Below are 22,788 nucleotides of genomic sequence, written 5' to 3' on the forward strand. Positions count from 1 at the left end.
CGCCCACGGAACCCGACCCACGACGCAACAGGGGATCACCACGAACGCAGGGGTCATCCCGCTGATCTGCCCGTCCGGCGAGGACTCTCCTGATCTTGTGATCTTCCAGTCCTCTGATCGTCGCCCTCGCCACCCTGCCGCTACGACGCCGACGTCACCCGATACACGTCGTACACACCCTCCACGCTCCGCACGGCCTTCAGCACGTGGCCGAGGTGCTTCGGATCGCCCATCTCGAACGAGAACCGCGACACGGCCACCCGGTCCCGCGACGTCGTCACCGACGCCGACAGGATGTTGACCTTCTCGTCGGCCAGCACCTTCGTCACGTCCGACAGCAACCGGTGCCGGTCCAACGCCTCCACCTGGATCGCCACCAGGAACACCGAGGACGACGACGGGGCCCACTCGACGTCCAGCAACCGCTCGGGCGTCCTCAGCAGCTCGTCCGCGTTCGTGCAGTCGGTCCGGTGCACGGACACCCCGCCGCCACGCGTCACGAACCCCAGGATGTCGTCACCGGGCACCGGCGTGCAGCACCGCGCCAGCTTCACCCACACGTCCGCCGCGTCCTTGACGATGACACCGGCGTCACCGGTGACCCGCCGCCGCGCCACCGTGGACGGCGTCGAGCGCTCCGCCAGCTCGTCCTCGGCGTGCTCGACCCCGCCGAGCTGCGCCACCAGCCGCTGCACGACGTGCCGGGCGGAGGTGTGCCCCTCCCCCACGGCGGCGTACAACGCCGACACGTCGGGGTAGTGCAGTTCCTTCGACAGCGCCCCCATCGAATCGGCCGAGACCAACCGCTGCAACGGGAGCCCGACCCGCCGGACTTCCTTCGCGATGGCGTCCTTGCCGACCTCGATGGCCTCTTCCTTGCGCTCCTTCGCGAACCACTGCTTGATCTTCGCCTTGGCCCTGGGCGAGGCCGCGAACGACAGCCAGTCCCGCGACGGGCCGGCACCCTCGGCCTTCGAGGTGAAGATCTCGATGACCTCGCCGTTCTCGAGCTTGCGCTCCAGCGCGACGAGCCGACCGTTCACCCGCGCGCCGATGCACCGGTGTCCGACCTCGGTGTGCACGGCGTAGGCGAAGTCCACCGGGGTGGAGCCGGTCGGCAACGTCACGACGTCGCCCTTCGGCGTGAAGACGAAGATCTCCCGCGCGGCCAGGTCGAAGCGCAGGGACTCCAGGAACTCGCCGGGGTCGGCGGCTTCCCGCTGCCAGTCCAGCAGCTGCCGCATCCAGGCCATCTCGTCGACCTCGACGCCCTTGCCGCTGTGCGTGCCGCGCGTCTCCTTGTACCGCCAGTGCGCCGCGATGCCGTACTCGGCGGTCCGGTGCATGTCGTAGGTGCGGATCTGCACTTCCAGCGGCTTGCCGTCCGGTCCGATGACCGTCGTGTGCAACGACTGGTACACCCCGAAGCGGGGCTGGGCGATGTAGTCCTTGAACCGGCCGGGCATCGGCTGCCACAGCGCGTGCACCACACCCATGGCCGCGTAGCAGTCGCGGACCTCGTCGACCTGGATGCGCACGCCGACCAGGTCGTGGATGTCGTCGAAGTCCCGACCGCGCACGATCATCTTCTGGTGGATCGAGTAGTAGTGCTTGGGCCTGCCCTCGACCTTGGCGGTGATCTGGGCCGCGGCCAACTGCTGGGACAGCTCGGTGATGACGCCGCCGAGGTAGGTGTCGCGGGACGGGGCGCGGTTCGCGACCAGGCGCACGATCTCGTCGTACTTCTTGGGCTGGAGGATCGCGAACGCCAGGTCCTCCAGCTCCCACTTCACGGTCGCCATGCCCAGCCGGTGCGCCAGCGGCGCCAGCACCTCCAGCGTCTCGCGGGCCTTGCGGGCCTGCTTCTCCGGCGGCAGGAACCGCATGGTGCGCATGTTGTGCAGCCGGTCGGCCAGCTTGATGACCAGCACCCGGGGGTCCTTGGCCATGGCGATGACCATCTTGCGGATGGTCTCGGCCTCGGCCGCCGCGCCGAGCTTGACCTTGTCGAGCTTGGTCACGCCGTCGACCAGCAGCGCGACCTCGTTGCCGAAGTCGACCCGCAACTGGTCCAGCGAGTAGTCGGTGTCCTCGACCGTGTCGTGCAGGAGGGCCGCGACCAGCGTGGTCGTGTCCATGCCCAGCTCGCCCAGGATGGTCGCCACGGCGAGCGGGTGGGTGATGTAGGGGTCGCCGGACTTGCGCCGCTGCGGGCGGTGCTTCTCCTCCGCGACGTCGTAGGCGTGCTGGAGCAGCGCCAGGTCGGCCTTCGGGTGCAGGTCGCGGTGGACGGCGGCCAGCGGTTCGAGCACCTGCTTGACCGGCGCGGCGCGCTGGGCGGTGATCCGACGTGCCAGCCGCGCGCGCACGCGCCTCGTCGCCGACGGCGGCCGTGCGGGCACGGGCTGCGACGTCTGGGCGGGTTCGGTGTCCTGGCTCAACCACGCTCCTCGGGTCTAGGAACCGAGGATAACTCCGTTGCGGCCCGTGCCTCGCCGGCGAGCCGATGAGCGGTGCGGTTCACACGGTGAGCAGCACCTGTGATTCACCTCGACCAGTCGGCAGCCGACGCGCTCCACCAGCCGGAACCGGCCCGCTGCTCGCTCCGGGAAACCGTCAACTGGCAACAACGACCGACTCGACCACTGTGCGTAATCGCGCTGTGCGTGATCGCCCCGCCCGCGCGGTTCACACGCTGAGCAGCGCGTGCACCTCACGGCCGGCCAACCGCTCCCGCCCGCCCAGTCCCGGGATCTCCAGCACCACCGACACCCCGGTCACGACACCGCCCGCGCGTTCCACCAGCTCGCACGCCGCCGCCGCCGTGCCGCCGGTCGCCAGCACGTCGTCCACCACGACCACGTGCTGACCGGGCGTCACCGACTCCGCGGGCAGTTCCAGGGTGGCCGTCCCGTACTCCAGGTCGTACGACACGCGATGGGCCACCGCCGGCAGCTTGCCCGGCTTCCGCAACGGCACCACGCCGTAGTGCCAGCCGTACCCGAGCGCCGCACCCAGCAGGAATCCCCGCGACTCGATCGCGGCCACCACCTGGGTGTCGGGGTGGATCTTGTCCTGCAAGGCGTCGACCACGGCGCGCAACGCGTCCGGGTCGGCGAGGACCGGCGTGAGGTCCCGGAACACGACCCCCGGCAGGGGGAAGTCCGGGACCTCACGCAGCAGCCCTAGGGCGCGGTCGAGCTTCAACGGTGCTTCTTGCCCGTCGGGCGGCGGCGCGCGTCGCCTGCCTTGCCGGTCCGGGTGGGCACGCCCGCCGCGGCCGCCATGGCCTTCTCCTTGCGCAACTCGGCCTGCAACGTCTCGTCGTCGGTCGACTCCACGATGGTGTCGCCGCTCGCCGGGACCTCGCCGGTCGCGGCCTTGCGGGCCAGGTTGTCCCGACGCGCCTGCACCCGCGCGGCCTGCGCCTTGTAGCGGGCGTCGCGCATCTTCAGGTCCACCGCGACCGGGGTCGCGATGTAGATCGAGGACAGCGCGCCGATCGCGATACCGGTGAGCTGCACCAGCGCCAGGTCCTTCAGGGTGCCGACGCCGAGCAGGCCCACGCCGATCGCCAGCAGGCCGAGCACCGGCAGCAGCGCGATCAACGAGGTGTTGATCGACCGCATCAGGGTCTGGTTGACGGCCAGGTTCGCGGCCTCGCCGTAGGTGCGGCGGGTCAGGCCGAGCAGGCCGCGGGTGTTCTCCCGGACCTTGTCGAACACGACCACCGTGTCGTACAGCGAGAAACCGAGGATGGTGAGCAGACCGATGACCGTCGCGGGCGAGACCTCGAAGCCGACCAGCGAGTACACACCCGCCGTGATCACGACGTCGTGCAGCACCGCGACCAGCGCGGCGATCGCCATGGACAGCTCGAAGTACAGCGCCAGGAAGATCATCACCGCGACGAAGAACACCAGCAGCGCGATCAACGCCTGGTTGGTGATCTCACCGCCCCAGGAGGCGGAGACGGCGCTGTCGCTGATGGCGCTCTCGCCGCCGTTCGGCTTCAGGTCGTCGTTCAGCGCGGTCTTCAGCTTCGCGACCTCATCGGCGTTCAGCGTCTCCGACCGGATCTGGATGGTCGCCGCGTCGCCCGTGCCCACGGTCTGGGTGGCGGCGGGCTCCTTGCCGATGGCCTTCTCGAACGACTCCTTGGCCGCCTCGACGCTGATCGTGCCGGACGCGCTCACCGCGGGCAGCTGCACCCGCGTGCCGCCGGTGAAGTCGATGCCCCGGTTGAAGCCCTTGAACACGATCGACAGGACGCAGATCAGCAGGATGACACCGAAGATCACGTACCAGCGCTTGCGCTTGCCGACGATGTCGAACGCGCCGTTGCCGACGTAGAGGCGTTGGAAGACGCCTGCCTTCTTCGTCTCGGCCACGTCAGACCTCCTTCACAGCGGTGCTCTTCGCACCCGACAGCGCGCGGTCGTCGACACCGGCTTGGGCGGCGCCACCCAGACCCGAGAGCTTCGGGTTGGACAGGCGCTTCGACTTGGACACCATGGCGACCAGCGGGTGCGTCACCAGGAAGACCACGATCAGGTCCAGCACGGTCGACATGCCGAGGGTGAACGCGAAGCCCTTCACCTGGCCGACGGCCAGCACGTACAGGATGGCCGAGGCGAGGAAGCTGACCATGTCCGCGGACAGGATGGTGCGCCGCGCGCGGACCCAGGCCCGAGGCACCGCGGACCGGAACGACCGGCCCTCGCGCATCTCGTCCTTCAACCGTTCGAAGAACACGACGAACGAGTCCGCGGTGATACCGATCGCCACGATGAACCCGGCGATGCCGGCGAGGTCGAGGGTGAACCCGATCCAGCGGCCGAGCAGCACCAGCACCGCGTAGACGACCACGGCCGACAGGATCAGCGACAGGATCGTCAGCACGCCCAGCAGGCGGTAGTAGAACAGGCAGTACACGAACACCAGCGCGAGGCCGATGCCACCCGCGATCAGGCCGGCCTGCAGCGAGGCCAGGCCGAGCGTCGCGGACACCGTCTCGGCCTCGGAGGCCTCGAACGACAGCGGCAGCGAGCCGTACTTGAGCACGTTGGCGAGGCTGGTGGCCTCCGCCTGGCTGAACTTGCCGCTGATCTGCGTCGACCCGCCCAGGATGGGCTCGTTGATGTTCGGCGCGGACACGACCTGGCTGTCCAGCACGACGGCGACCTGCTGCGAGACGTTCGCCGAGGTGAACTTGCCCCACTTGTCGCCGCCCTCGCCCTTGAAGGTGAGGTCGACGACGAAGCCCGCGCCCTGCGGGTCGGTGCCGGACACCGCGTTGTCGATGTCCTCACCGGTCAGCCGCGAGTACAGGCTGAAGTCGTCCTCCTTCACGCTGCCGTCGGTCGGCGGGGTGACGGGGGCCAGCACGTACTTCTCGGTGCGGTCCTGGTCGCAGGTCAGCAGCGGCAGCGCCGGGTCGTCGTTGCCGATCAGCGGGTCGACCGTGGGGCAGGTGAACGCGGTGAGCGCCTGGGACACGGTCTGCGCGTCCAGCGTGGTCAGCTGCGGGTCCTGGCGGCAGGTGCGGGACTCCTCGATGGCCCTGGTCGGGTCCTCGGAGTACTGGCCCTGGAACACCGCGCGGCAGTCGACCTGCGGCTTCTCCTCGGCGGGCGGCTGCGCGGACGCGGACGGGTCCGCGGGCGGCGTGGTGGTCTCCGGCTGGCCCTCGAGCGCCGGGGCCGGGCGGCCCTGGGCGGTCGTCGGCGCGACCGAGGCGGTCTCCGTCGGCTCCTTGCCCGCGCTCGCGTCCGGCGCGGCCGAACCGGTCGTGGTCGGCGCGGCCGAGCCCGACGTGGACGGCGCGCTGCTCTCGGTCGGGGCGGGCTCCGGCGCGTTGGGCACCGGCGAGCCGATGACCTTGCGGAAGTTCAGCTTCGCCGTCTGACCGAGGCGCTTGGCGCCCTCGCTGTCGGAGCCGGGCACCGTGATCACGAGGTTGGTGCCGTCCCGGATGACCTCGGGACCGGCCACGCCCAGGCCGTTGACGCGCGTCTCGATGAGCGTGCGCGCCTGGTTGAGCGATTCCTCGGAGGGCGTTTTCCCATCAGGAGCCCGGGCGGTCAGCGTGACACGGGTACCACCCTGCAGGTCGATGCCGAGCTTGGGTGTCGCCTTGCCGTTCCCGGTGAAGAACACCAGGGAGTACAGCGCGACCACGATGAGGACAAATGCGCCCAGGTACTTCGCGGGGCGGATTTGCCCGGCCGGAGGTGCCACGGTCCGTCCGTCTCCTGATAGTTGACAAGGTCAGCGAAGCGGGAGCGTACCCCTGATGGTGTGAGCTGCGCGTCACTGCCTGGAGTCGGCACGTTGACAGTTGCCGGCTCCAGGCCCGAGGTCCGCTGGTTACTTCTGGTTACTTCTTGGTCTCCTGCTGTGCGCGGTCGACGTCGGCGGTCTCGTCCACGGCGTCGACGTCGTCGACGTCGTCCACGACCGCGTCGGTCTCGGTGTCCACGACCACCTTCTCGCGGATGGCCTGGCGCAGCCAAGTGGTGACCACGCCGTCGGCGACCTCGAGGTCGATCGTGTTGTCTTCGTCGTTCACGCCGGCCACCGTCGCGTACAGCCCGGAGGTGGTCATGACCCGGTCACCCGGCTCCAGGGAGTTCAGCAGCGCCTGCTGTTCGGCGACGGCCCGCTTCTGCTTGCGGGCGCTGAGGAACAGCGGCACCGCGAGCAGCACGAGCAGCAGCGGGAACATCAAGGAGGACAGGTCCATCATTCTCCGATCAACCGGACGGGCGAACGCGATCAGCGCCCGGTACGTCCGAATCTCTGGGGTGCCGCCGCCGATTGTGCCAGGTGAGTTGTCCCGATCACTCGGTGGCGTCGTCGAACAGGGACCGCATGGCCTCGCCCGGCGCGTTCGCCGGTGGCTGGAGGCCGAGGTGCAGCCACGCCGCGGCGGTGGCGACCCGGCCGCGCGGCGTGCGGGCGAGCATGCCCGCGCGCACCAGGTAGGGCTCGCAGACCTCCTCGACCGTGGTGGGTTCCTCACCCACCGCGACGGCCAGGGTGGAGACGCCGACCGGGCCGCCGCCGAACGAACGGACCAACGCGCCCAGGACCGCCCGGTCCAACCGGTCCAGGCCCAGCTCGTCCACGTCGTAGACCTTCAGGGCGTCACGGGCGACCTCCAGGGTCACCGCGCCGTCCGCGCGCACCTCTGCGTAGTCCCGAACCCGCCGGAGCAGGCGGTTCGCGATGCGGGGCGTGCCCCGGGACCGGCCCGCGATCTCCCGGCCACCGTCCTCGCGCAGGTCGACGCCGAGGATGCGGGCCGACCGGCGGACGATCAGCTCCAGCTCCTCGGGGCTGTAGAACTCCATGTGGCCGGTGAAGCCGAACCGGTCGCGCAGCGGGCCGGTGAGCGCGCCGGACCGGGTCGTCGCGCCGACCAGCGTGAACGGGGCGATGTCGAGGGGGATGCTGGTCGCGCCGGGGCCCTTGCCGACGACCACGTCGACCCGGAAGTCCTCCATCGCCAGGTACAGCATCTCCTCGGCGGGGCGGGCCATCCGGTGGATCTCGTCGATGAACAGCACGTCGCCCTCGACCAGGTTCGACAGCATCGCGGCCAGGTCGCCCGCGCGTTCGAGGGCGGGGCCGGAGGTGATGCGCAGGGACGCGCCCAGCTCGGCGGCGATGATCATGGCGAGGCTGGTCTTGCCCAGGCCGGGCGGTCCGGACAGCAGCACGTGGTCGGGCGGCGCGCCGCGCTGCATCGCGCCGCGCAGGACCAGTTCGAGCTGTTCGCGGACCTTGGGCTGGCCGACGAACTCGTGCAGGTCCTTCGGCCGGAGCGTGGTCTCGAGGTCGCGTTCGGCCGGGTCGGGCAGCGGGTTGAGGGTGTCCTCTTCGTAGTTCATCGCTTGCGGCCCAGGGTGGCCAGGGAGCGGCGCAGGACTTCGGACGTGCCCAGCGCGCCGTCGGCGGCCAGCACGGCGTCCACGGCCTGTTCGGCCTGCTTGGCCGGGAAGCCGAGGCCGAGCAGGGCCTCGGTGACCTGCGCGCGGACCTGGCCGGTGTCGCCGGTGGCGCTCGGTGCGGGCGCGAGCGCGCCGACCTTGTCGCGGAGCTCGATGATGAGCCGTTCCGCGCCCTTGCGGCCGATGCCCGGGACCTGGGTGAGGACGGTGATGTTGCCCTCGGCGAGGGCCGCGCGCAGCTTGTCGGGTTCGAGGACGGCCAGGGTCGCCAGGGCCAGCCGGGGGCCGATGCCGGACACCGTCTGCAACAGCCCGAACAGCTCGCGCGCCTCGGTGTCGGCGAAGCCGAAGAGGGTCAGCGAGTCCTCGCGGACCACCAGCGACGTGGCCAGGTGGGTCTCCTCGCCCCGGCGCAGGGTGGCCAGCGTGGCGGGGGTGGCCTGCACGGCGTACCCGACGCCGCCGACCTCGACTACGACGTGGTCGAGCCCGATGGACAGCACCTGCCCGCGCAGCGACGAGATCACTGACCCCCACCTCCGGTCTTCCCTGCTCCGGCCGACGTCGACCGGGCCCCCATCTTGGCCGCCCCAGCCGACCCGGCCTCACCCGACCCGGCCTCACCCGGCATGGCCTTGGCCCTCGCCGCGGGGCTCGCGGCCTTCCCCGCCGGGCCGGCGATCGGCTCGGACCCGGTCTTCGCGTCGGCGACCGACCCGGCCGCCGTCCTCACCCCGGCCTGCGCCGCCGCTCGGGTCGATGACCGTGCCGCCGCCGGAGTGGTCGCCGGCTTCGGGCTGCTCGACGCCTTGGCGCCGGCCTGCGCCAGCCGCGCGCGGTGGGTCCGGGCGATCTCGGCGGCCCGAGCCTGCGCCTCCTCCAACCGCGACCGCATGGGCGCGCGCCACAGGTGGCAGATGGCCAGGGCGAGCGCATCGGCGGCGTCGGCGGGCTTCGGCGCGGTCTTCAGGCCGAGCAGCTTGGTCACCATGGCGGTCACCTGGGCCTTGTCCGCACGACCCGAGCCGGTCACCGCCGCCTTGACCTCGCTCGGCGTGTGGAACACCACCGGCAACCCCCGCCGCGCGGCCGACAGCGCGACGACACCACCCGCCTGCGCCGTCCCCATCGCGGTTCGGACGTTGTGCTGGCTGAACACCCGCTCGATGGCCACCACCTGCGGCGAGTACCGGTCCAGCCACTGCTCCACGGCGTCGGAGAGCTGGAGCAGCCGCACGGCCAGGTCGGCGTCGGCCGGTGTGCGCACGACGTCCACGGCGACCGGCCGCACGGTGCGACCCGCACCGCCGTCGACCACCCCGAACCCGCACCGGGTCAAGCCGGGGTCGACTCCGAACACGCGCACGCTGGTCCCCTCGTCCGCCGGCGAACACCAGTTCGAAACCTTAGAGGGTGGGCACGGCCAACGGCCCGAGTGACACGCGCATGGTGACCAACAGACACCCCCCGATCGACACAGCGTCACCGGGTTACTACAGTGGCTCGGTCAGCTGATCGACTCCGGTGGCGGCATGAGCGGGGTGCCATGACCCTGAGGCGGTTCGGCGTCATCTCCTGCGTCGTCTGCGCCCTGGTGGTCGGCACGGTCTGCCTGGTGGTGTCGGGGGTGTTCGACCGGCCCGCGTCGGTCGCGATCGACAAGTTCGCCCAGTTGCTCGCCGCGACCGCGGCGATGGTGTCGTACTGGCGGGCGGCACGGCGGCGGCAGGGCGTGGCGCGGCGCTGGCGGCTGTGGATGGTGGCCGCGATGGCGAGCCTGGTCGTCGGGCTGGCCGTGTGGATCTGGGGCCAGGTGATCCTCGGGGTCTCGCTGCCCTCGTCCACGTTGGCCCCGATCGGCTTCATGCTCGTGCCCGCCCTCACGCTGTGCGCGGTCCTCGTGCTGGCGCACGGCGGGTCCGGCAAGCTGCCCGGCCACCGCAGCAAGCTGGTCGTCGCGCTGGACGGGCTGATCGTGGTCGGCTCGCTGTTCGTGCTCACGTGGGTCTCGGCGCTGGAGTCCATGGTCCGCGCCTGGGCCACCTCCGGCCCCGGTTTCGCGACCGTGGTGGCGCACCCGGCGGCGTACCTGGTGACGCTGGTCGTGCTGCTGGTCTCGTCGTGGACGCACCGGTCGGTGCGGCAGTTGCCGGTGCTGTTCATCGCGCTGGCGGGGCTGGCGCAGTCGGCGTCGGGCTGGGTGTTCGCCTACCTCGTGAGCCAGGGTGCGACCGCCATCCCGACGGCGGCCGACATCGGGTTCATGGTGTGCCCCGCGTTGTTCTTCCTCAGCTCGATCGCACCGGGCAACGCCGCGCGGGAACGGGTCGGGGCGGCCCGGCTGCGCGCGGGCGAGCTGCTGCACCTGCTCGTGCCGTACCTGCCGATGCTGGTCACGGGCCTGTTCATCGTGGTCGGCACGGCGACGGGGGTGCGGCTCAACCCGGTGGAGATCTACGTCGGCCTGGGCGTGGTGCTGCTCGTCATCGCGCGCCAGCTGCTCACGCTGATCGACAACGTGAAGCTGCTGGAGCAGTTGCGCGACAGCCGGGAGCGGCTGCGGCACCAGGCCTACCACGACCCGTTGACGGGGATCGCGAACCGGGCGCTGTTCCGGGAACGGCTGGACGCGGCGCTGGCCGGGACGTCGCCGGTGGTGGTGCTGTTCATCGACGTGGACGGGTTCAAGGACGTCAACGACAACTACGGCCACGCCGAGGGTGACGCGGTGCTGCGGATCGTGGCGTCGCGGTTGCAGGCGTGCGTCCGGCCGCAGGACGTGGTGGCCCGGCTGGGCGGCGACGAGTTCGGGGTGCTGGTGGACGGCTACCCGCAGCCGCCGGAGGAGATCGGGCGGCGGGTGCTCGGCGCGCTGGGCGAGCCGCACCGCACCGCGAACGGCTCGCACGTGATCCGCGCGTCGATCGGCATCTCGCACCGCGAGGCGTTCGACCCGTCGTTGACCGCCGACGACCTGATCGGCACGGCGGACGCGGCGATGTACACGGCGAAGCGGCTGGGCAAGGGGATGGTCGTGGTGCACGGATCGGTGGAGGCGGAGCTGTCGTGAACGGGGTGCCGGGGTCGAGCGCCGACGAGGTGCTCGCCGAGCTGGGGATGGCGGAGCTGCCCGTCGAGGGCGGGTGGTTCGCGCAGTCGTGGCGCTCGGCCGAGGTGTCGGCGATCTACTACCTGCTGCGGGAGGGCGAGTTCTCCGGCGTGCACAAGCTCGACCACGTCGAGGTCTACGCCCACCACCGCGGCGCGCCGCTGCGGATGCTGCTGCTGCACCCGGACGGCACGGTGACCACGCCGGTGCTCGGCCCGGACGTCACCGCCGGGCAGCGGCCGCAGGTCGTGGTGCCCGCCGGGGTGTGGCAGGCCGGCGAGCCGGACGGCGAGTGGTCCCTGGTCGGCACGGTGGTGGTGCCGCCCTACACCGACGACATCGTCACGTTCGGTGAGGCCGACACCCTCGCGCCGCGCTACCCCTCGCACGCCGACCTGGTCCGCAGGCTCTGCCGCCGCTGACCGCTCGGCGCACCACGGCCGTCCTCAGCCCACCGTCTTCAGCCCATCGTCTTCTGGCCGTCGATGGTCTCGCGGAGGATGTCCGCGTGGCCCGCGTGCTGGGCCGTCTCGGCGATGATGTGCAGCACCACGCGGCGGACGGACCGCGACGCGCCCGGCTCGAACCACGGTGCCACGGGCAGCGGGTGGCTGGTGTCCAGGTCCAGGTCGGCGAGCAGCCGCTCGGTCTTCGCGGCGGTCTCCTCGTAGTCGGCGAGCAGCCCGGCGAGGGTCTCGTGCTCCAGCATGCGGAAGCCGTTCTCCCAGTCCGCCTCCACGCTCTCCATCAGCTCCGCGCCGCCGACCGCGAAGCGCATCCAGCTCTCCTCCACGGCGCGGACGTGCTTGATGAGGCCGCCGAGCGACAGCGCGCTCGCGGTGGGCGTCCGACGGGCCTGCTCGTCGCTGAGCCCCTGCACGGTGAAGCGGAGGAACCCGCGGTGCGTGGCCAGGGTCGACAGCAGGTCGGCGAGCTCGGTGGAGGTGGTGGTGGCGCTCATGGTGGGTGCTGCCTTCCGTTTCGGTGTTGCCACCACGTTATGGCTTGATGCGGACAGTTCACGCCCTCAATTCCGATCCACGGTGAAATCCGCTCCCCCGACTTACGCTCGGCGGCGTGGACCTCCCCGTGATGCCACCCGTGCGGCCGATGCTCGCCAAGGCCGTGCACTCGGTGCCGCGCGAGCCCGGCCTCGTCTACGAACCGAAGTGGGACGGGTTCCGGTGCGTCGTGTTCCGCGACGGCCCCGAGCTGGAACTCGGGTCCCGCAACGACCGGCCGCTGACCAGGTACTTCCCCGAGGTGGTCGAACTGCTGCGGGCCGGGCTGCCGCCGCGCTGCGTGGTGGACGGCGAGATCGTCATCGTCACGCCCGAGGGGCTGAGCTTCGACCTGCTCCAACTGCGGCTGCACCCCGCCGCGTCCCGGGTGCGCAAGCTCGCCGTCGACACGCCGGCCGGGTTCGTCGCGTTCGACCTGCTCGCGCTGGACGACCGGGACCTGACCGCGACGCCGTTCGGCGAACGCCGCCGGCTGCTGGAAGGGGCGCTGCGGGACGTGCCGGGGCTGTACCTGACGCCCGCGACGGACGACCCGGACCGGGCGGAGGACTGGTTCACCCGGTTCGAGGGCGCGGGGTTCGACGGCGTGGTGGCCAAGCGCACCGACCTGCCGTACGAGCAGGACAAGCGGGTGATGTGGAAGGTCAAGCACGAGCGCACGGCCGACTGCGTGGTGGCCGGGTTCCGGTGGCACAAGGACGGCGTCGGCGTGGGGTCGCTGCTGCTCGGCCTGTACGACGACGCGGGCGCGCTGCACCACGTCGGCGTGGCCAGCAGCTTCACCGCCGCGCGCCGCCGCGAGCTGCTGGACGAGCTGGCGCCGTACCGGGAGGACGCGCCGGCCGACCACCCGTGGGCGGACTGGGCCGGGGTGGACGCGACCACGCCGGGTGCGCAGAGCCGGTGGAACCCGACGAAGACGCTGTCGTGGGAGCCGGTGCGGCCGGAGCTGGTCGCCGAGGTCCGCTACGAGCACCTCCAGGCACGCCGGTTCCGGCACACGAGCAGGCTGGTCCGCTTCCGCCCGGACCGCACGCCGGAGTCGTGCACGTACGCCCAGCTCGAAGAGGTCGCGCCGGCGGAGCTGCGGGAGCTGTTCGGCGAGTAGGACCGGACCTGTCCCACCGGTCGGGCATGCTGGTCGGCGTGACCGACACCGCGGGCCGGCTGCTGTCCCTGTTGTCGCTGCTCCAGCTACCGCGCGAGTGGCCGGGCAGCGAGTTGGCGCGGCGGCTGGGTGTCAGCGGGCGCACCGTGCGCCGCGACGTCGACCGGCTGCGGGAGCTGGGGTACCCGGTCGAGGCGACGATGGGGTCCGAGGGCGGCTACCGGCTGGTCGCGGGCACGGCCATGCCGCCGTTGCTGCTGGACGACGACGAGGCCGTGGCGATCGCGGTGGGGTTGCGGACGGCGGCGCGGCAGGCCGTGGCGGGCATCGAGGAGGCGTCGGTGCGCGCCATGGCGAAGCTGGAGCAGGTGCTGCCGTCGCGGCTGCGGCGGCGGGTGGGCGCGTTGGGCGCGGCGACCGTGCCGGTGGTGCTGGGCGCGGACGGCGTCACGGTGGACCCGGAGCACCTGACCGTGCTGGCGTCGGCCATCGCGAACCGGGAGCGGCTGCGGTTCCGGTACTCGGCGGCGGACGGGGCGGAGAGCAGGCGGCACGTCGAGCCGCTGCACCTGGTGCCGTCCGGGCGGCGCTGGTACCTGGTGGCGTTCGACCCGGAGCGGGACGACTGGCGGTTCTTCCGCGTCGACCGGATGACGGCGCTGTCCCCCACCGGCGCGCGGTTCGCACCCCGCGCGCTGCCCGCGGACGACCCGGCGACGTACCTGAAGGAGCACATGCTCGGCCGGGCCCCGACGTACACCGTGGTGGCGACGGTCCACCTGCCCGCCCCGGACGTGCGCGCGCGGCTGCCCGGCGTGGACGTCGAGGCGGTGGACCAGCGGACCTGCCGGGTGAGCGGCCTCGGCGACACGGTCGAGTACCTGGCGTTCCACCTGCTGCAACTGGGCTGCGAGTTCACGGTGCACGAGCCGCCCGAGCTGGTCCGGCACCTGCGCGGGCTGCACGACCGGATCGGCCGGGCGATCAGTTCAGGCTGACGATGCTCGCGTTCAGCGCGGTCGCGAAGCCGACCCAGGCGAGGTAGGGCACGAGGAGCAGGGCGGCGGGCCGGTGCTTGCGGCCGAACAGCACGATCAGCGCGATGATCGACACCAGCAGCGCGATGATGTCCACCAGGGCCAGCCCGTACCGGCCGGCGGCGAAGAACAGCGGCGTCCACGCCGCGTTGAGGACGAGCTGCACGGCGAACAGCACCAGCTCGCGGCTCGCGCCGTGCCGCTTCCAGAACAGCCAACCGGACAGCGCGATCATCACGTACAGCGCGGTCCAGACGGGGCCGAACAACCAGGACGGCGGCGCCCACGACGGCGTGCGCAGCTGCTCGTACTCGGCCGCGGAGGACGCGGCGGACAGGGAGCCGATGACCGCGGTCGCGGCGACGGCCGCCGCGAACACCGCCAGCCCGGCCAGGGGTCGTCGCATCGCCAGGTGAGCCATGCGTCGAGCCTAGGAAGCCGGACGGCCGCCCGCATGACGGATCAGGCGGCGGCGAGCAGTGCCCGGCCGTCGTCGGTCAGCCGGGAGGGCCCCGTCCGGGACGCGATCAGCCCCGCCCGCGCCAGCCCCGGGCCGACGAACTGGTCGCAGCAGCGCAGGCCGTCGACCAGCAGCGTGCCCGCGGCGTACTCGCGGCGACCCGCCGCGACGGCGCGCAGCACCGCCCGGTCCCTCCCGGTGATGATGGTCGTGGTGTCCATCGCGGTCTCCGTCCGTGCGTCGGGTCTCCCTACCCGTACGACGAAGCGGACCCACCGCGAATCGACACGACCGGGCGGCCCACCCCGGTGTACCGACTCCGAACGCTCACCCGGCCGCCGCGGCGGCCTGCCGGCACGCGTCCACGAGCTGCGGCCACCGGCCCGCCCGGTCGCGGTTGATGTGCAGCGGCGACGGGTGCGGCGCGTTGAGCACCTTCAGCTTGTGGCCGCGCCCGGACAGCGTCCAGCCGGTGCCCGCCGGCCTGCCCAGCACGACGACCGCCTTGAGCGCGGTGAGCATCCGCAGCAGCTCCACCAGGTACGGCACGGCCGCGCGCAGGTCCGCGGGCGACGGCTCGCGGTTGTTCAGGTGCCACGGCACGACGTTCCAGCTCAGGCTCACCCGCCGGGACAGCCCCGCCTCCGCCATCGCGGCGAACACGTTGGCGGCGGTCGGGTCGTCGTTGTCGGGCGAGTTGAAGCCCGAGCCCGACGACGCGGGCCCGGGTGACTCCAGCAGCAGCAGGACCTTCGAGTTCACGCCGCCGCTCGCCGGGTCGAACAGCGGCACGTCGGCCTTGCGCTCGGTGGCGATGCGCTGGGCGAACTCCGTCAACTTCGCCAGGTGGGGCGCCTTGAGCAGAGCCATCTTCCGAGCGACGACCACGGGGTTCCGGTGTGCCCTCGGGGTGGAGGGGAAGACGTCCATGGTTGGCTAGCGTTCCCGTCTTGATCAGGCCCGACCATCCGCCGTCCGGGCGGCAACCCCGGTGGGGCACGCGGGCGCTAGCCCACGTGGGTCCGCGGCCGTTGCTCCAGGACGCCGTCGACGTAGGTGTCGACCTTCTCGTTGTAGAACGCGACCAGACCCGCGACCTGCCTGCTCTCCGGCAGCGGCGTGCGGTAGCCCCAGACCACGTTCTCGTGCACCTCGTCGCCCAGCACCACCGACCAGTACTCGGCGGTGCCCTTGTACGGGCAGCTCGTGCGCAGGTCGGTGGGCCGCAGCAGGTCCAGCCGCACGTCGGTCATCGGCAGGTAGTAGCGGGCCGGGAGGCCGGTCTCGAACAGGATCACCGGCCGGTGCGAGTTCGCCACCTCGACGCCGCCCACCTCCACCCGGACGTGCCTGCTGCTGGGCAGCGCGTCGACCCTCGTGTACGGGTCGCGCGGGTGGACGTAGACCGGCTCGTCCTCCTCGAACCACTCGTCCATCGCGTCCCACTCCAGCCGGACCAGGTCCCGCAACGCCTCCAGCGGCGAGTCCGGGTAGCGCAGGCCCGCGCCCGCCGCCGTGGCCGCGCCGGTCTTCACGTCGAACAGCTCGCCGTTGCCCCGACTGGGTGACCTCTTGACCTCGCCGGTGGGCACGAGGGTCGCCCGGACGTCCTCCGCCGGGAAGTAGTACGTGGGGTAGTACGGCTTCTCCCACACCAGCGCCGGCCGCGTGGTGTCCACGACCAGCTCGCCCGCCAGGTAGGCCCGGACCCGCTTGGTCCCGGTCTCCACCCGCACCCGTCCGCGTTCCGCAGCACTCATGGTTCCGACGCTACGCGCGCGGCCGGCGGGTCGGGTGCCACCGCGTTTCTCCGGTGTTGCCCAACGGATCACTATGCTCGGTCGATGGTGGAAGTGATCGACAACGGGTCGGCGCCGCGGCTGGTCGTGTTCGACCTCGACGGCACGCTCTACCCCCGCGAGCTGTACACCGGGTTGATCCTGGACGTCATCGGCGCGATGTTCGTCGAGCTGCGGGGCGACCCGCCCGAGCAGGCCGAGGCCAAGGTCGCCGAGTTGCGCGAGCTGATGCGCACCGAGTGGTCGAGCACGTCGACCACCTCGTTCGTGCTGGCCAACGGCATCGACGTGGACGAGTGGCGCGCGTACCGCGAGGCCCACCTGTCGATCGTGGACGGCGTCCGCCCCGACGAGCGGGTGGTGCGCGAGCTGGAGCGGCTGCGCGCCGTGGTGCCCATCGCGCTGCTCACCAACAACACCGCCGGTGCGGCCGAGGCCATCCTGGACCGGATCGGCGTCGGCGTGGCGGGCTTCACCGGCGTGGTGAGCGCGGACGACGTGGGCGGGCGGCCGAAGCCCGACCCCGGCGCGTTCCGCGTGCTGCTGGAGCGGTTCGACGTGGACGCGCGCGAGGTGTGGGGCGTCGGTGACCGCTACGACATCGACGTCCGGCCGCTGCGCGAGCTGGGCGGCGCGGGGATCACCGTGGACGGGCCGGCCGACCTGCCGGAGGCGGTCGACTTCCTGGTCGGGCGCGCCTCGTAGCGGGTCGGGCCCGGTCCGCGACCCGGCCACCACCGACCCGTCCGGCAGCACCCGGGGACCGGGGATCTCCACCACGGCGCCGGGGTCGCGGTGGACCGCGCCGTGCTTCCGCCGCCTCCCGCCATCCTCCTCCCCCGCCGTCACCCGGCGAAGGCGAACGCGCCCAGTCGCGTGCTCTGGTCGGCGCGGGCGGCGGCGATCGACGCGGCCAGGTCGCGGGTCTCCCGGTCCGCGCCGCTGTCCTGCTCGCCGCGCGCCAGCAACGCCGACTGCTCCAGGTGCTCGCGCAGCTTCGCGGGCAGGCCGGACGGGTCCAGGCGCAGTCCCGCCAGGTCCGCCTCCGACACCAGCCCCGGCATCTGGTGGCCCGCGTGCACGTTCTCCTCCGGCAGCGCCGCGCGGTCGCGCAACCGCTTGAGCGCGGCCAACTCCCGCCCGTGCGAGGTCTTCAACTCCGCCGCGAACGGCGCCAGTTCGGGCGTCGCCAGGTCCAGGGCGGGCAGGAGCTGCTCGTTCATCGGGATCATGAGCTGGATCCAGGCGGTGTCGGTGGCGTTGAACGGCGACGCGGCCGGCTCCGGGGACGGGACCGTGGCCGGTGCGCAGGCGGCCAGGACCAGCAGGGTGGCACCCCAGAGCGCCCGCAGGCGCCCCGGGGTGGCCGGTGTCGTGGTCACCGCGGCAGCCGGTAGTCCGGCCCGAGGGCGGCGCCCCGGTGCGGCTTGTACTGGTCGTACCCGCGCGGGTCGCACTGGAGGCCGCCGTTGACGCAGTGGCTGACCAGCGCCTGCAACGTGGGGCCGTCCCACGCGTTCATGAAGTCGTAGTGCCAGGTGTACCCGCGCCCGCTGGACAGCCGCACGCGCGACATGTCACCCGACACCGGGAACGCGATCTTGAACTCCAGCATCGGCACGGGCACCGGGTGCGTGGTGGGGCAGACCAGCGTCGCGCGGTCCGGGTAGGCCATGTGCGACCGGTGGTCGGCCGAGTCGAGGTCGCGCCCGTTCCAGCAACTCGGCGCCTGGTAGCGGATGTTGAGCTGGCTGCCCGGCGGGCAGTACGACGGGAAGTCCCAGTTGTGCGCGCTGTTGCCGCACTCCCAGCCCTCGACCGCGCCCGGCGCGGTGCGGAACTGGTCCTGCGTGGCCGTGGGGCTGCCGACCACGAACCGGATGCCGGCCGGGAAGGACCGGACCTCCTGGTACTTCAGGATGCCGGACTTGTAGTAGATCACCTGCGGGAAGTCGGGCACGACGAGTTGGTCGCCGTTGTAGAGCGAGGGGAACCAGTACGCCGACTTGTCGTCCGGGGTCTTGCAGTTGGTCTGCCCGTTCTTCAAGGACGCGTTGGTGCTGCTCGCGTTGACGGAGTTGTTGCCCAGGAACGTGTGCATGTGGGACGCGCCCGGCAACCCCGGCGAGACGATCGGGTCGTCGGGCCGGTGCACGGTGACCGAGCAGTTGGCCTGGAACTCGTGGTGGGTGACCAGGTCGTCGGCCTGGGCCGGGTGGGCGGCCACCGCGAGGGTGGACGCGAGGAGGCCGGCCGCTGCCAGGGCGACCGACGCGCGGAGTTTTCGGGACACCTTTGTCCTCCTGCCGACGTGCGGGACGTGACGGCTGGGAGAGCGCTCTCCGAACTGAGGTTGCCCGGTGCGCCACCACCGTGTCAAGGGGCGGGTCATTGACAGATCCGTAGTCGGTTCGTAACACTTCGAGCCGGGTTGAGAGAGCGCTCTCCCGCACCTCGATCCGACAATCCGGCAGGAGACGCCATGTACCGCCTCCGATCCGCCAGCACGGCGTTGGCCGCACTTCTGGGGTTCGCTGTCCTCATAGCCCTCGCCGCGGTCCCGGGCACCGCGCAGGCCGCGCCCGTGCTGCTGTCCCAGGGCAAGCCCGCCACGGCGTCCTCGACCGAGGGCGCGGGCACCCCCGCGTCGGCGGCCGTGGACGGCAACGCGGGCACCCGGTGGGCCAGCGCGTGGAGCGACCCCCAGTGGCTGCGGGTGGACCTGGGTGCCACCTCGACCCTCAGCCGCGTCGAACTCGACTGGGAAGCCGCGTACGCCACCTCGTTCCAGCTCCAGGTCTCCGCCGACGGCAACGCCTGGACCACCGTGCACACCACGACGTCCGGCACGGGCGGCAGGCAGGGCTTCGACGTCACGGGCTCCGGTCGGTACGTCCGCGTGCACGGCACGCAGCGCGCCAACGGCTACGGCTACTCGTTGTGGGAGTTCCGGGTCTTCGGCACGCAGGGCACCAACCCGCAGCCCGGCACGGGCGTGCGCGTCACCGGTTCCCAGGGGAACTGGCAGCTCATGGTGGACGGTCAGCCGTGGACGGTGAAGGGCCTCACCTGGGGACCGCCGGCGGCGGACGCGGCCCGGTACATGCCGGAGCTGAAGTCCATGGGCGTCAACACCCTGCGCACCTGGGGCACCGACGGCTCCACCAAACCGCTGCTGGACGCCGCCGCGGCCAACGGCATCAGGGTGATGAACGGGTTCTGGTTGCAGCCCGGTGGCGGCCCCGGCTCCGGCGGCTGCGTCAACTACGTCACCGACACCACCTACAAGACCGACATGCTGAACACGATCCGGCAGTGGGTGACCACCTACAAGGACCACCCCGGCGTGCTCATGTGGAACGTCGGCAACGAGTCCATCCTGGGCCTGCAGAACTGCTACTCCGGGACGGAGCTGGAGAACCAGCGGGTCGCGTACGCCAAGTACGTCAACGAGGCCGCGCGCGCCATCCACGCCATCGACACCAACCACCCGGTCACCAACACCGACGCGTGGACCGGTGCGTGGGCCTACCTCAAGGCGCACGCGCCCGACCTGGACCTGTACTCGGTGAACTCCTACGGCAACGTGTGCCAGGTGCGGCAGGACTGGATCAACGGCGGCCACACCAAGCCGTACATCCTCACCGAGGCGGGCCCGGCCGGCGAGTGGGAGGTGCCCAACGACGTCAACGGGGTGCCGAGCGAGCCGACGGACGTGCAGAAGCGGGACGGCTACACGCGGGCGTGGAACTGCATCACCGGGCACACCGGGGTGTCGTTCGGCGGCACGTTGTTCCACTACGGCACGGAGTACGACTTCGGCGGGGTGTGGTTCAACCTGACCCCGGCGGGCAAGAAGCGGCTCTCGTTCTACGCGGTGCAGCGGGCGTTCGGCGGCGCGACGCCGGCCAACACCCCGCCGGTGATCACCGCGATGACCCTGCCCACCAGCGTCCCGGCGGGCGCGCGGCTGGCCGTCGAGGTGGCGGTGAGCGACCCGAACGGCGACCCGATCACCTGGTCGGCGGCGTTCAACAGCAAGTACATCGACAACAGCGGCGGTCTCGGCTTCACACCCGTCCAGGTCGACGGCAACCGCCTGACCGTCACCGCGCCGGACCGGCTCGGCGTGTGGAAGGTGTACGTGATGGCCGAGGACGGGCGAGGCAACATCGGCATCGAGACGAAGTCGGTGCGCGTGGTCGCGCCGCAGCCGGCGGGGGTGAACGTGGCGCTGAACAAGCCCGTCACGGCGTCGTCCTACCAGCAGGTGGGCGACGGCGCGCCGTTCCCGCCGTCGAACGCGGTGGACGGCAACGCGGGCTCGCGCTGGGCCACCGACTGGTCCGACCCGCAGTGGCTGCGGGTCGACCTCGGCGCGGTGACGACGTTCCAGCACGTGCAGCTCGTGTGGGAGGGGGCGTACGGGCGGGCGTACGAGATCCAGGTGTCCGACGACGGGACGACCTGGCGCTCGGTGCACGGCACCACCACGGGCAACGGAGGCGTCGACTCGATCGACGTCACGGCGACGGGCCGGTACGTGCGGCTGCACGCCACGCAGCGGGGCACGGGGTGGGGTTACTCGCTCTACGAGTTCGGCGTCTACCGGCGCTGAGTGAACGCGCGGGAGGGCCGGTGGGAGCACATCCCCCGGCCCTTCGGCCTTCGCACCACCGGAAGCGACCACACCACACCACCTCGGGCGACGTCGTGGTGGCCGCACCGACGGCGATCGGCAAGACCGGAGGGCCGGGGGGAGCGCGTCCCTCCGGCCCTCCGGCCGTCGCGTCACCGGGTGCGGCCACTCCGGTGACGGAGCCCGGCCGCGGGGCGTGCCGGAGGAATCCCCCGGCACGCCCCCGGCCGGGCGGTCAACTGCCGCGGACGCGGCGAATCGTGTCCCGGTACCACAGCGCGCTGCTCTTCAAGGTGCGGACCTGGGTGTCGTAGTCCACGTGCACCAGGCCGAAGCGCTTGTCGTAGCCGTAGGACCACTCGAAGTTGTCCATGAGCGACCACGCGAAGTAGCCGCGCACGTCCGCCCCCGCCGTGCGGGCCTTGGCGACGGCCGCGATGTGCGACTCCAGGTAGGCCGTGCGGTCGTCGTCGCGCACGAAGCCGGTGTCGTCGGCCTCGTCGTCGAACGCCGCGCCGTTCTCCGTGATCACCATCGGCACGCCCGGGTACTCCTCACCGATCTGCACCAGCAGGTTGGTGAAGCCCTCGGGCACGATCTCCCAGTCCATCGCGGTCACCGGGCGGCCGTAGCGGACCTCCCGGCACACCGGCACGCCGTCGGCGTCGGCCGTGTTGCCGTCCTCGTCCACGCCGGTGAACTTCGAGCTGGAGTAGTAGTTCACGCCCAGCACGTCGATCGGCTGCTTGATGATCTCCAGGTCGCCCGGCTCCTCGGGGATCTCCACCCCGCGCGCGGCCAGGTCCGCCACCACGTCGGCCGGGTAGTGGCCGCGCACCAGCGGGTCGAGGTAGATCCGCCGGGACAGGCCGTCGGCCCGGCGGGCGGCGTCGTGGTCGGCCTCGCTGTCGGTGGCGGGACTGGCGTGGCTCATGTTCAGCGTGATGCCGAACTCCATCGGCTCCTTGGCCGCCTCGCGCATCCGCTGCGTCGCCAGGCCGTGGCCGAGCAGCAGGTGGTGCACGGCGTGGATGGCCGCCCCGAAGTCCTGCCTGCCCGGCGCCTGCCGGCCCTCGTAGTAGCCCAGCATCGCCGAGCACCACGGCTCGTTGAGCGTGGTCCAGTGGCGCACCCGGTCCGACAGCGCGTCGAACACCAGCATCGAGTAGTCGGCGAACCGGTAGGCGGTGTCGCGCACCGGCCAGCCGCCCGCGTCCTCCAGCTCCTGCGGCAGGTCCCAGTGGTACAGCGTGACCCACGGGGTGATGCCCTTGCCGAGCAGCTCGTCCACCAGCCGGTCGTAGAACGCCATGCCGGGCGCGTTGACCGGGCCCTTGCCCCCCGGCTGCACGCGGGGCCAGGCGACGGAGAACCGGTAGGTGTCCACGCCGAGCGAGCCGATCAGCGCGACGTCCTCGGGCATGCGGTGGTAGTGGTCGCACGCGACGTCACCGTTGTCGCCGTTGTGCACCATGCCGGGCGTCCGGCAATAAGTGTCCCAGATGGACGGTCCGCGACCGTCTTCTTCGTACGCCCCCTCGATCTGGTACGCGGAGGTCGCCACGCCCCAGCGGAACGAGGCGGGCAGGGTGTCGATCGCGGGGTCGAGCCCGACGGTCGGCGCCGTGGTGTCCATTGATCTCCTCTGGAGTTCGGATC

The 22,788-nt window shown here is 71.7% G+C and carries 21 protein-coding genes and 1 pseudogene; 6 read left to right on the forward strand and 16 right to left on the reverse strand.

Going from position 1 to position 22,788, the window contains the following annotated elements; all coding sequences use genetic code 11:
- Positions 1 to 140 precede the first annotated feature (140 nt).
- The 8 genes and pseudogenes from FHX81_RS09755 to ruvC form a co-directional block, all read right to left on the reverse strand.
- Entirely contained in the window at positions 141 to 2,441 is a 2,301-nt protein-coding gene (locus tag FHX81_RS09755) for a RelA/SpoT family protein (protein WP_141977110.1), read from the reverse strand.
- A gap of 247 nt (positions 2,442 to 2,688) precedes the next feature.
- The gene (locus tag FHX81_RS09760) at positions 2,689 to 3,207 is read right to left on the reverse strand and encodes an adenine phosphoribosyltransferase (protein ID WP_170231989.1); all 519 of its coding nucleotides are present in this window, start codon (positions 3,205 to 3,207) and stop codon (positions 2,689 to 2,691) included.
- The gene (gene secF / locus FHX81_RS09765; protein ID WP_141977112.1) at positions 3,204 to 4,391 is read right to left on the reverse strand and encodes a protein translocase subunit SecF; all 1,188 of its coding nucleotides are present in this window, start codon (positions 4,389 to 4,391) and stop codon (positions 3,204 to 3,206) included. Before secF ends, FHX81_RS09760 begins: the two co-directional genes overlap by 4 nt.
- A gap of 1 nt (position 4,392) precedes the next feature.
- Positions 4,393 to 6,240, reverse strand: coding sequence for a protein translocase subunit SecD (gene secD, locus FHX81_RS09770; protein WP_141977114.1), 1,848 nt, complete (start codon positions 6,238 to 6,240; stop codon positions 4,393 to 4,395).
- Between the two features lie 139 nt (positions 6,241 to 6,379).
- Positions 6,380 to 6,745 (reverse strand): preprotein translocase subunit YajC, encoded by a 366-nt coding sequence (gene yajC / locus FHX81_RS09775; protein ID WP_141977116.1) that lies wholly within the window; start codon positions 6,743 to 6,745, stop codon positions 6,380 to 6,382.
- A 97-nt stretch (positions 6,746 to 6,842) separates the two neighbouring features.
- Entirely contained in the window at positions 6,843 to 7,895 is a 1,053-nt protein-coding gene (gene ruvB, locus FHX81_RS09780; protein ID WP_141977118.1) for a Holliday junction branch migration DNA helicase RuvB, read from the reverse strand.
- Complete coding sequence (gene ruvA, locus FHX81_RS09785; RefSeq protein ID WP_141977121.1) at positions 7,892 to 8,482, reverse strand: Holliday junction branch migration protein RuvA; 591 nt, start codon at positions 8,480 to 8,482, stop codon at positions 7,892 to 7,894. Before ruvA ends, ruvB begins: the two co-directional genes overlap by 4 nt.
- A 272-nt stretch (positions 8,483 to 8,754) precedes the next feature.
- Positions 8,755 to 9,321, reverse strand: a pseudogene (gene ruvC, locus FHX81_RS09790) (crossover junction endodeoxyribonuclease RuvC); the annotation flags it as partial.
- 180 nt (positions 9,322 to 9,501) lie between these two features.
- Here ruvC and FHX81_RS09795 point away from each other — a divergent pair.
- Positions 9,502 to 11,025, forward strand: a complete 1,524-nt coding sequence (locus FHX81_RS09795) for a GGDEF domain-containing protein (protein WP_141977123.1) — start codon at positions 9,502 to 9,504, stop codon at positions 11,023 to 11,025.
- Complete coding sequence (locus FHX81_RS09800) at positions 11,022 to 11,486, forward strand: cupin domain-containing protein (RefSeq protein ID WP_425473809.1); 465 nt, start codon at positions 11,022 to 11,024, stop codon at positions 11,484 to 11,486. Before FHX81_RS09795 ends, FHX81_RS09800 begins: the two co-directional genes overlap by 4 nt.
- A 38-nt stretch (positions 11,487 to 11,524) precedes the next feature.
- Here the strand turns inward: FHX81_RS09800 and FHX81_RS09805 are convergent, their stop codons facing one another.
- Complete coding sequence (locus tag FHX81_RS09805) at positions 11,525 to 12,025, reverse strand: DinB family protein (RefSeq protein ID WP_141977125.1); 501 nt, start codon at positions 12,023 to 12,025, stop codon at positions 11,525 to 11,527.
- Positions 12,026 to 12,141: 116 nt separating this feature from the next.
- Here FHX81_RS09805 and FHX81_RS09810 point away from each other — a divergent pair, with 116 nt between their 5' ends.
- A complete protein-coding gene (locus FHX81_RS09810; RefSeq protein WP_211363447.1) occupies positions 12,142 to 13,194 on the forward strand; it encodes an ATP-dependent DNA ligase in 1,053 nt (350 codons plus the stop codon).
- A gap of 38 nt (positions 13,195 to 13,232) precedes the next feature.
- A complete protein-coding gene (locus FHX81_RS09815) occupies positions 13,233 to 14,192 on the forward strand; it encodes a helix-turn-helix transcriptional regulator (RefSeq protein ID WP_141977128.1) in 960 nt (319 codons plus the stop codon).
- Here FHX81_RS09815 and FHX81_RS09820 read toward each other — a convergent pair.
- From FHX81_RS09820 to FHX81_RS09835, 4 genes are all read right to left on the reverse strand, one after another.
- Positions 14,179 to 14,652 carry a TspO/MBR family protein gene (locus FHX81_RS09820; RefSeq protein WP_141977130.1) on the reverse strand — a complete coding sequence of 158 codons (474 nt, stop codon included), beginning with the start codon at positions 14,650 to 14,652 and terminating at the stop codon, positions 14,179 to 14,181. The genes FHX81_RS09815 and FHX81_RS09820 overlap by 14 nt on opposite strands.
- Positions 14,653 to 14,693: 41 nt before the next feature.
- Positions 14,694 to 14,912, reverse strand: a complete 219-nt coding sequence (locus FHX81_RS09825; RefSeq protein WP_141977132.1) for a hypothetical protein — start codon at positions 14,910 to 14,912, stop codon at positions 14,694 to 14,696.
- A gap of 106 nt (positions 14,913 to 15,018) precedes the next feature.
- Positions 15,019 to 15,561, reverse strand: a complete 543-nt coding sequence (locus FHX81_RS09830) for a uracil-DNA glycosylase (protein ID WP_170231990.1) — start codon at positions 15,559 to 15,561, stop codon at positions 15,019 to 15,021.
- A 137-nt stretch (positions 15,562 to 15,698) separates the two neighbouring features.
- Complete coding sequence (locus FHX81_RS09835; RefSeq protein ID WP_141977136.1) at positions 15,699 to 16,451, reverse strand: DUF427 domain-containing protein; 753 nt, start codon at positions 16,449 to 16,451, stop codon at positions 15,699 to 15,701.
- Between the two features lie 84 nt (positions 16,452 to 16,535).
- On the opposite strand from FHX81_RS09835, the gene FHX81_RS09840 reads away from it, so the two are divergent.
- Positions 16,536 to 17,195 carry an HAD family hydrolase gene (locus FHX81_RS09840; RefSeq protein WP_141977138.1) on the forward strand — a complete coding sequence of 220 codons (660 nt, stop codon included), beginning with the start codon at positions 16,536 to 16,538 and terminating at the stop codon, positions 17,193 to 17,195.
- Positions 17,196 to 17,335: 140 nt separating this feature from the next.
- On the opposite strand, the gene FHX81_RS09845 is transcribed toward FHX81_RS09840, so the two are convergent.
- Positions 17,336 to 17,872 (reverse strand): DUF305 domain-containing protein, encoded by a 537-nt coding sequence (locus FHX81_RS09845; protein ID WP_141977140.1) that lies wholly within the window; start codon positions 17,870 to 17,872, stop codon positions 17,336 to 17,338.
- A complete protein-coding gene (locus tag FHX81_RS09850; protein ID WP_246107729.1) occupies positions 17,869 to 18,783 on the reverse strand; it encodes a DUF1996 domain-containing protein in 915 nt (304 codons plus the stop codon). The genes FHX81_RS09845 and FHX81_RS09850 overlap by 4 nt, the downstream gene beginning before the upstream one ends.
- 189 nt (positions 18,784 to 18,972) lie before the next feature.
- Between FHX81_RS09850 and FHX81_RS09855 the strand changes: the two genes are divergently transcribed.
- Positions 18,973 to 21,108 (forward strand): discoidin domain-containing protein, encoded by a 2,136-nt coding sequence (locus FHX81_RS09855; protein ID WP_141977145.1) that lies wholly within the window; start codon positions 18,973 to 18,975, stop codon positions 21,106 to 21,108.
- Positions 21,109 to 21,364: 256 nt separating this feature from the next.
- Here FHX81_RS09855 and FHX81_RS09860 read toward each other — a convergent pair whose 3' ends face one another.
- On the reverse strand, positions 21,365 to 22,765 hold the full coding sequence (locus tag FHX81_RS09860) for a GH1 family beta-glucosidase (protein WP_141977147.1): 1,401 nt from the start codon (positions 22,763 to 22,765) through the stop codon (positions 21,365 to 21,367).
- Positions 22,766 to 22,788: the final 23 nt, after the last annotated feature.

The sequence above is a fragment of the Saccharothrix saharensis genome, assembly GCF_006716745.1.
Lineage (GTDB): Bacteria > Actinomycetota > Actinomycetes > Mycobacteriales > Pseudonocardiaceae > Actinosynnema > Actinosynnema saharense.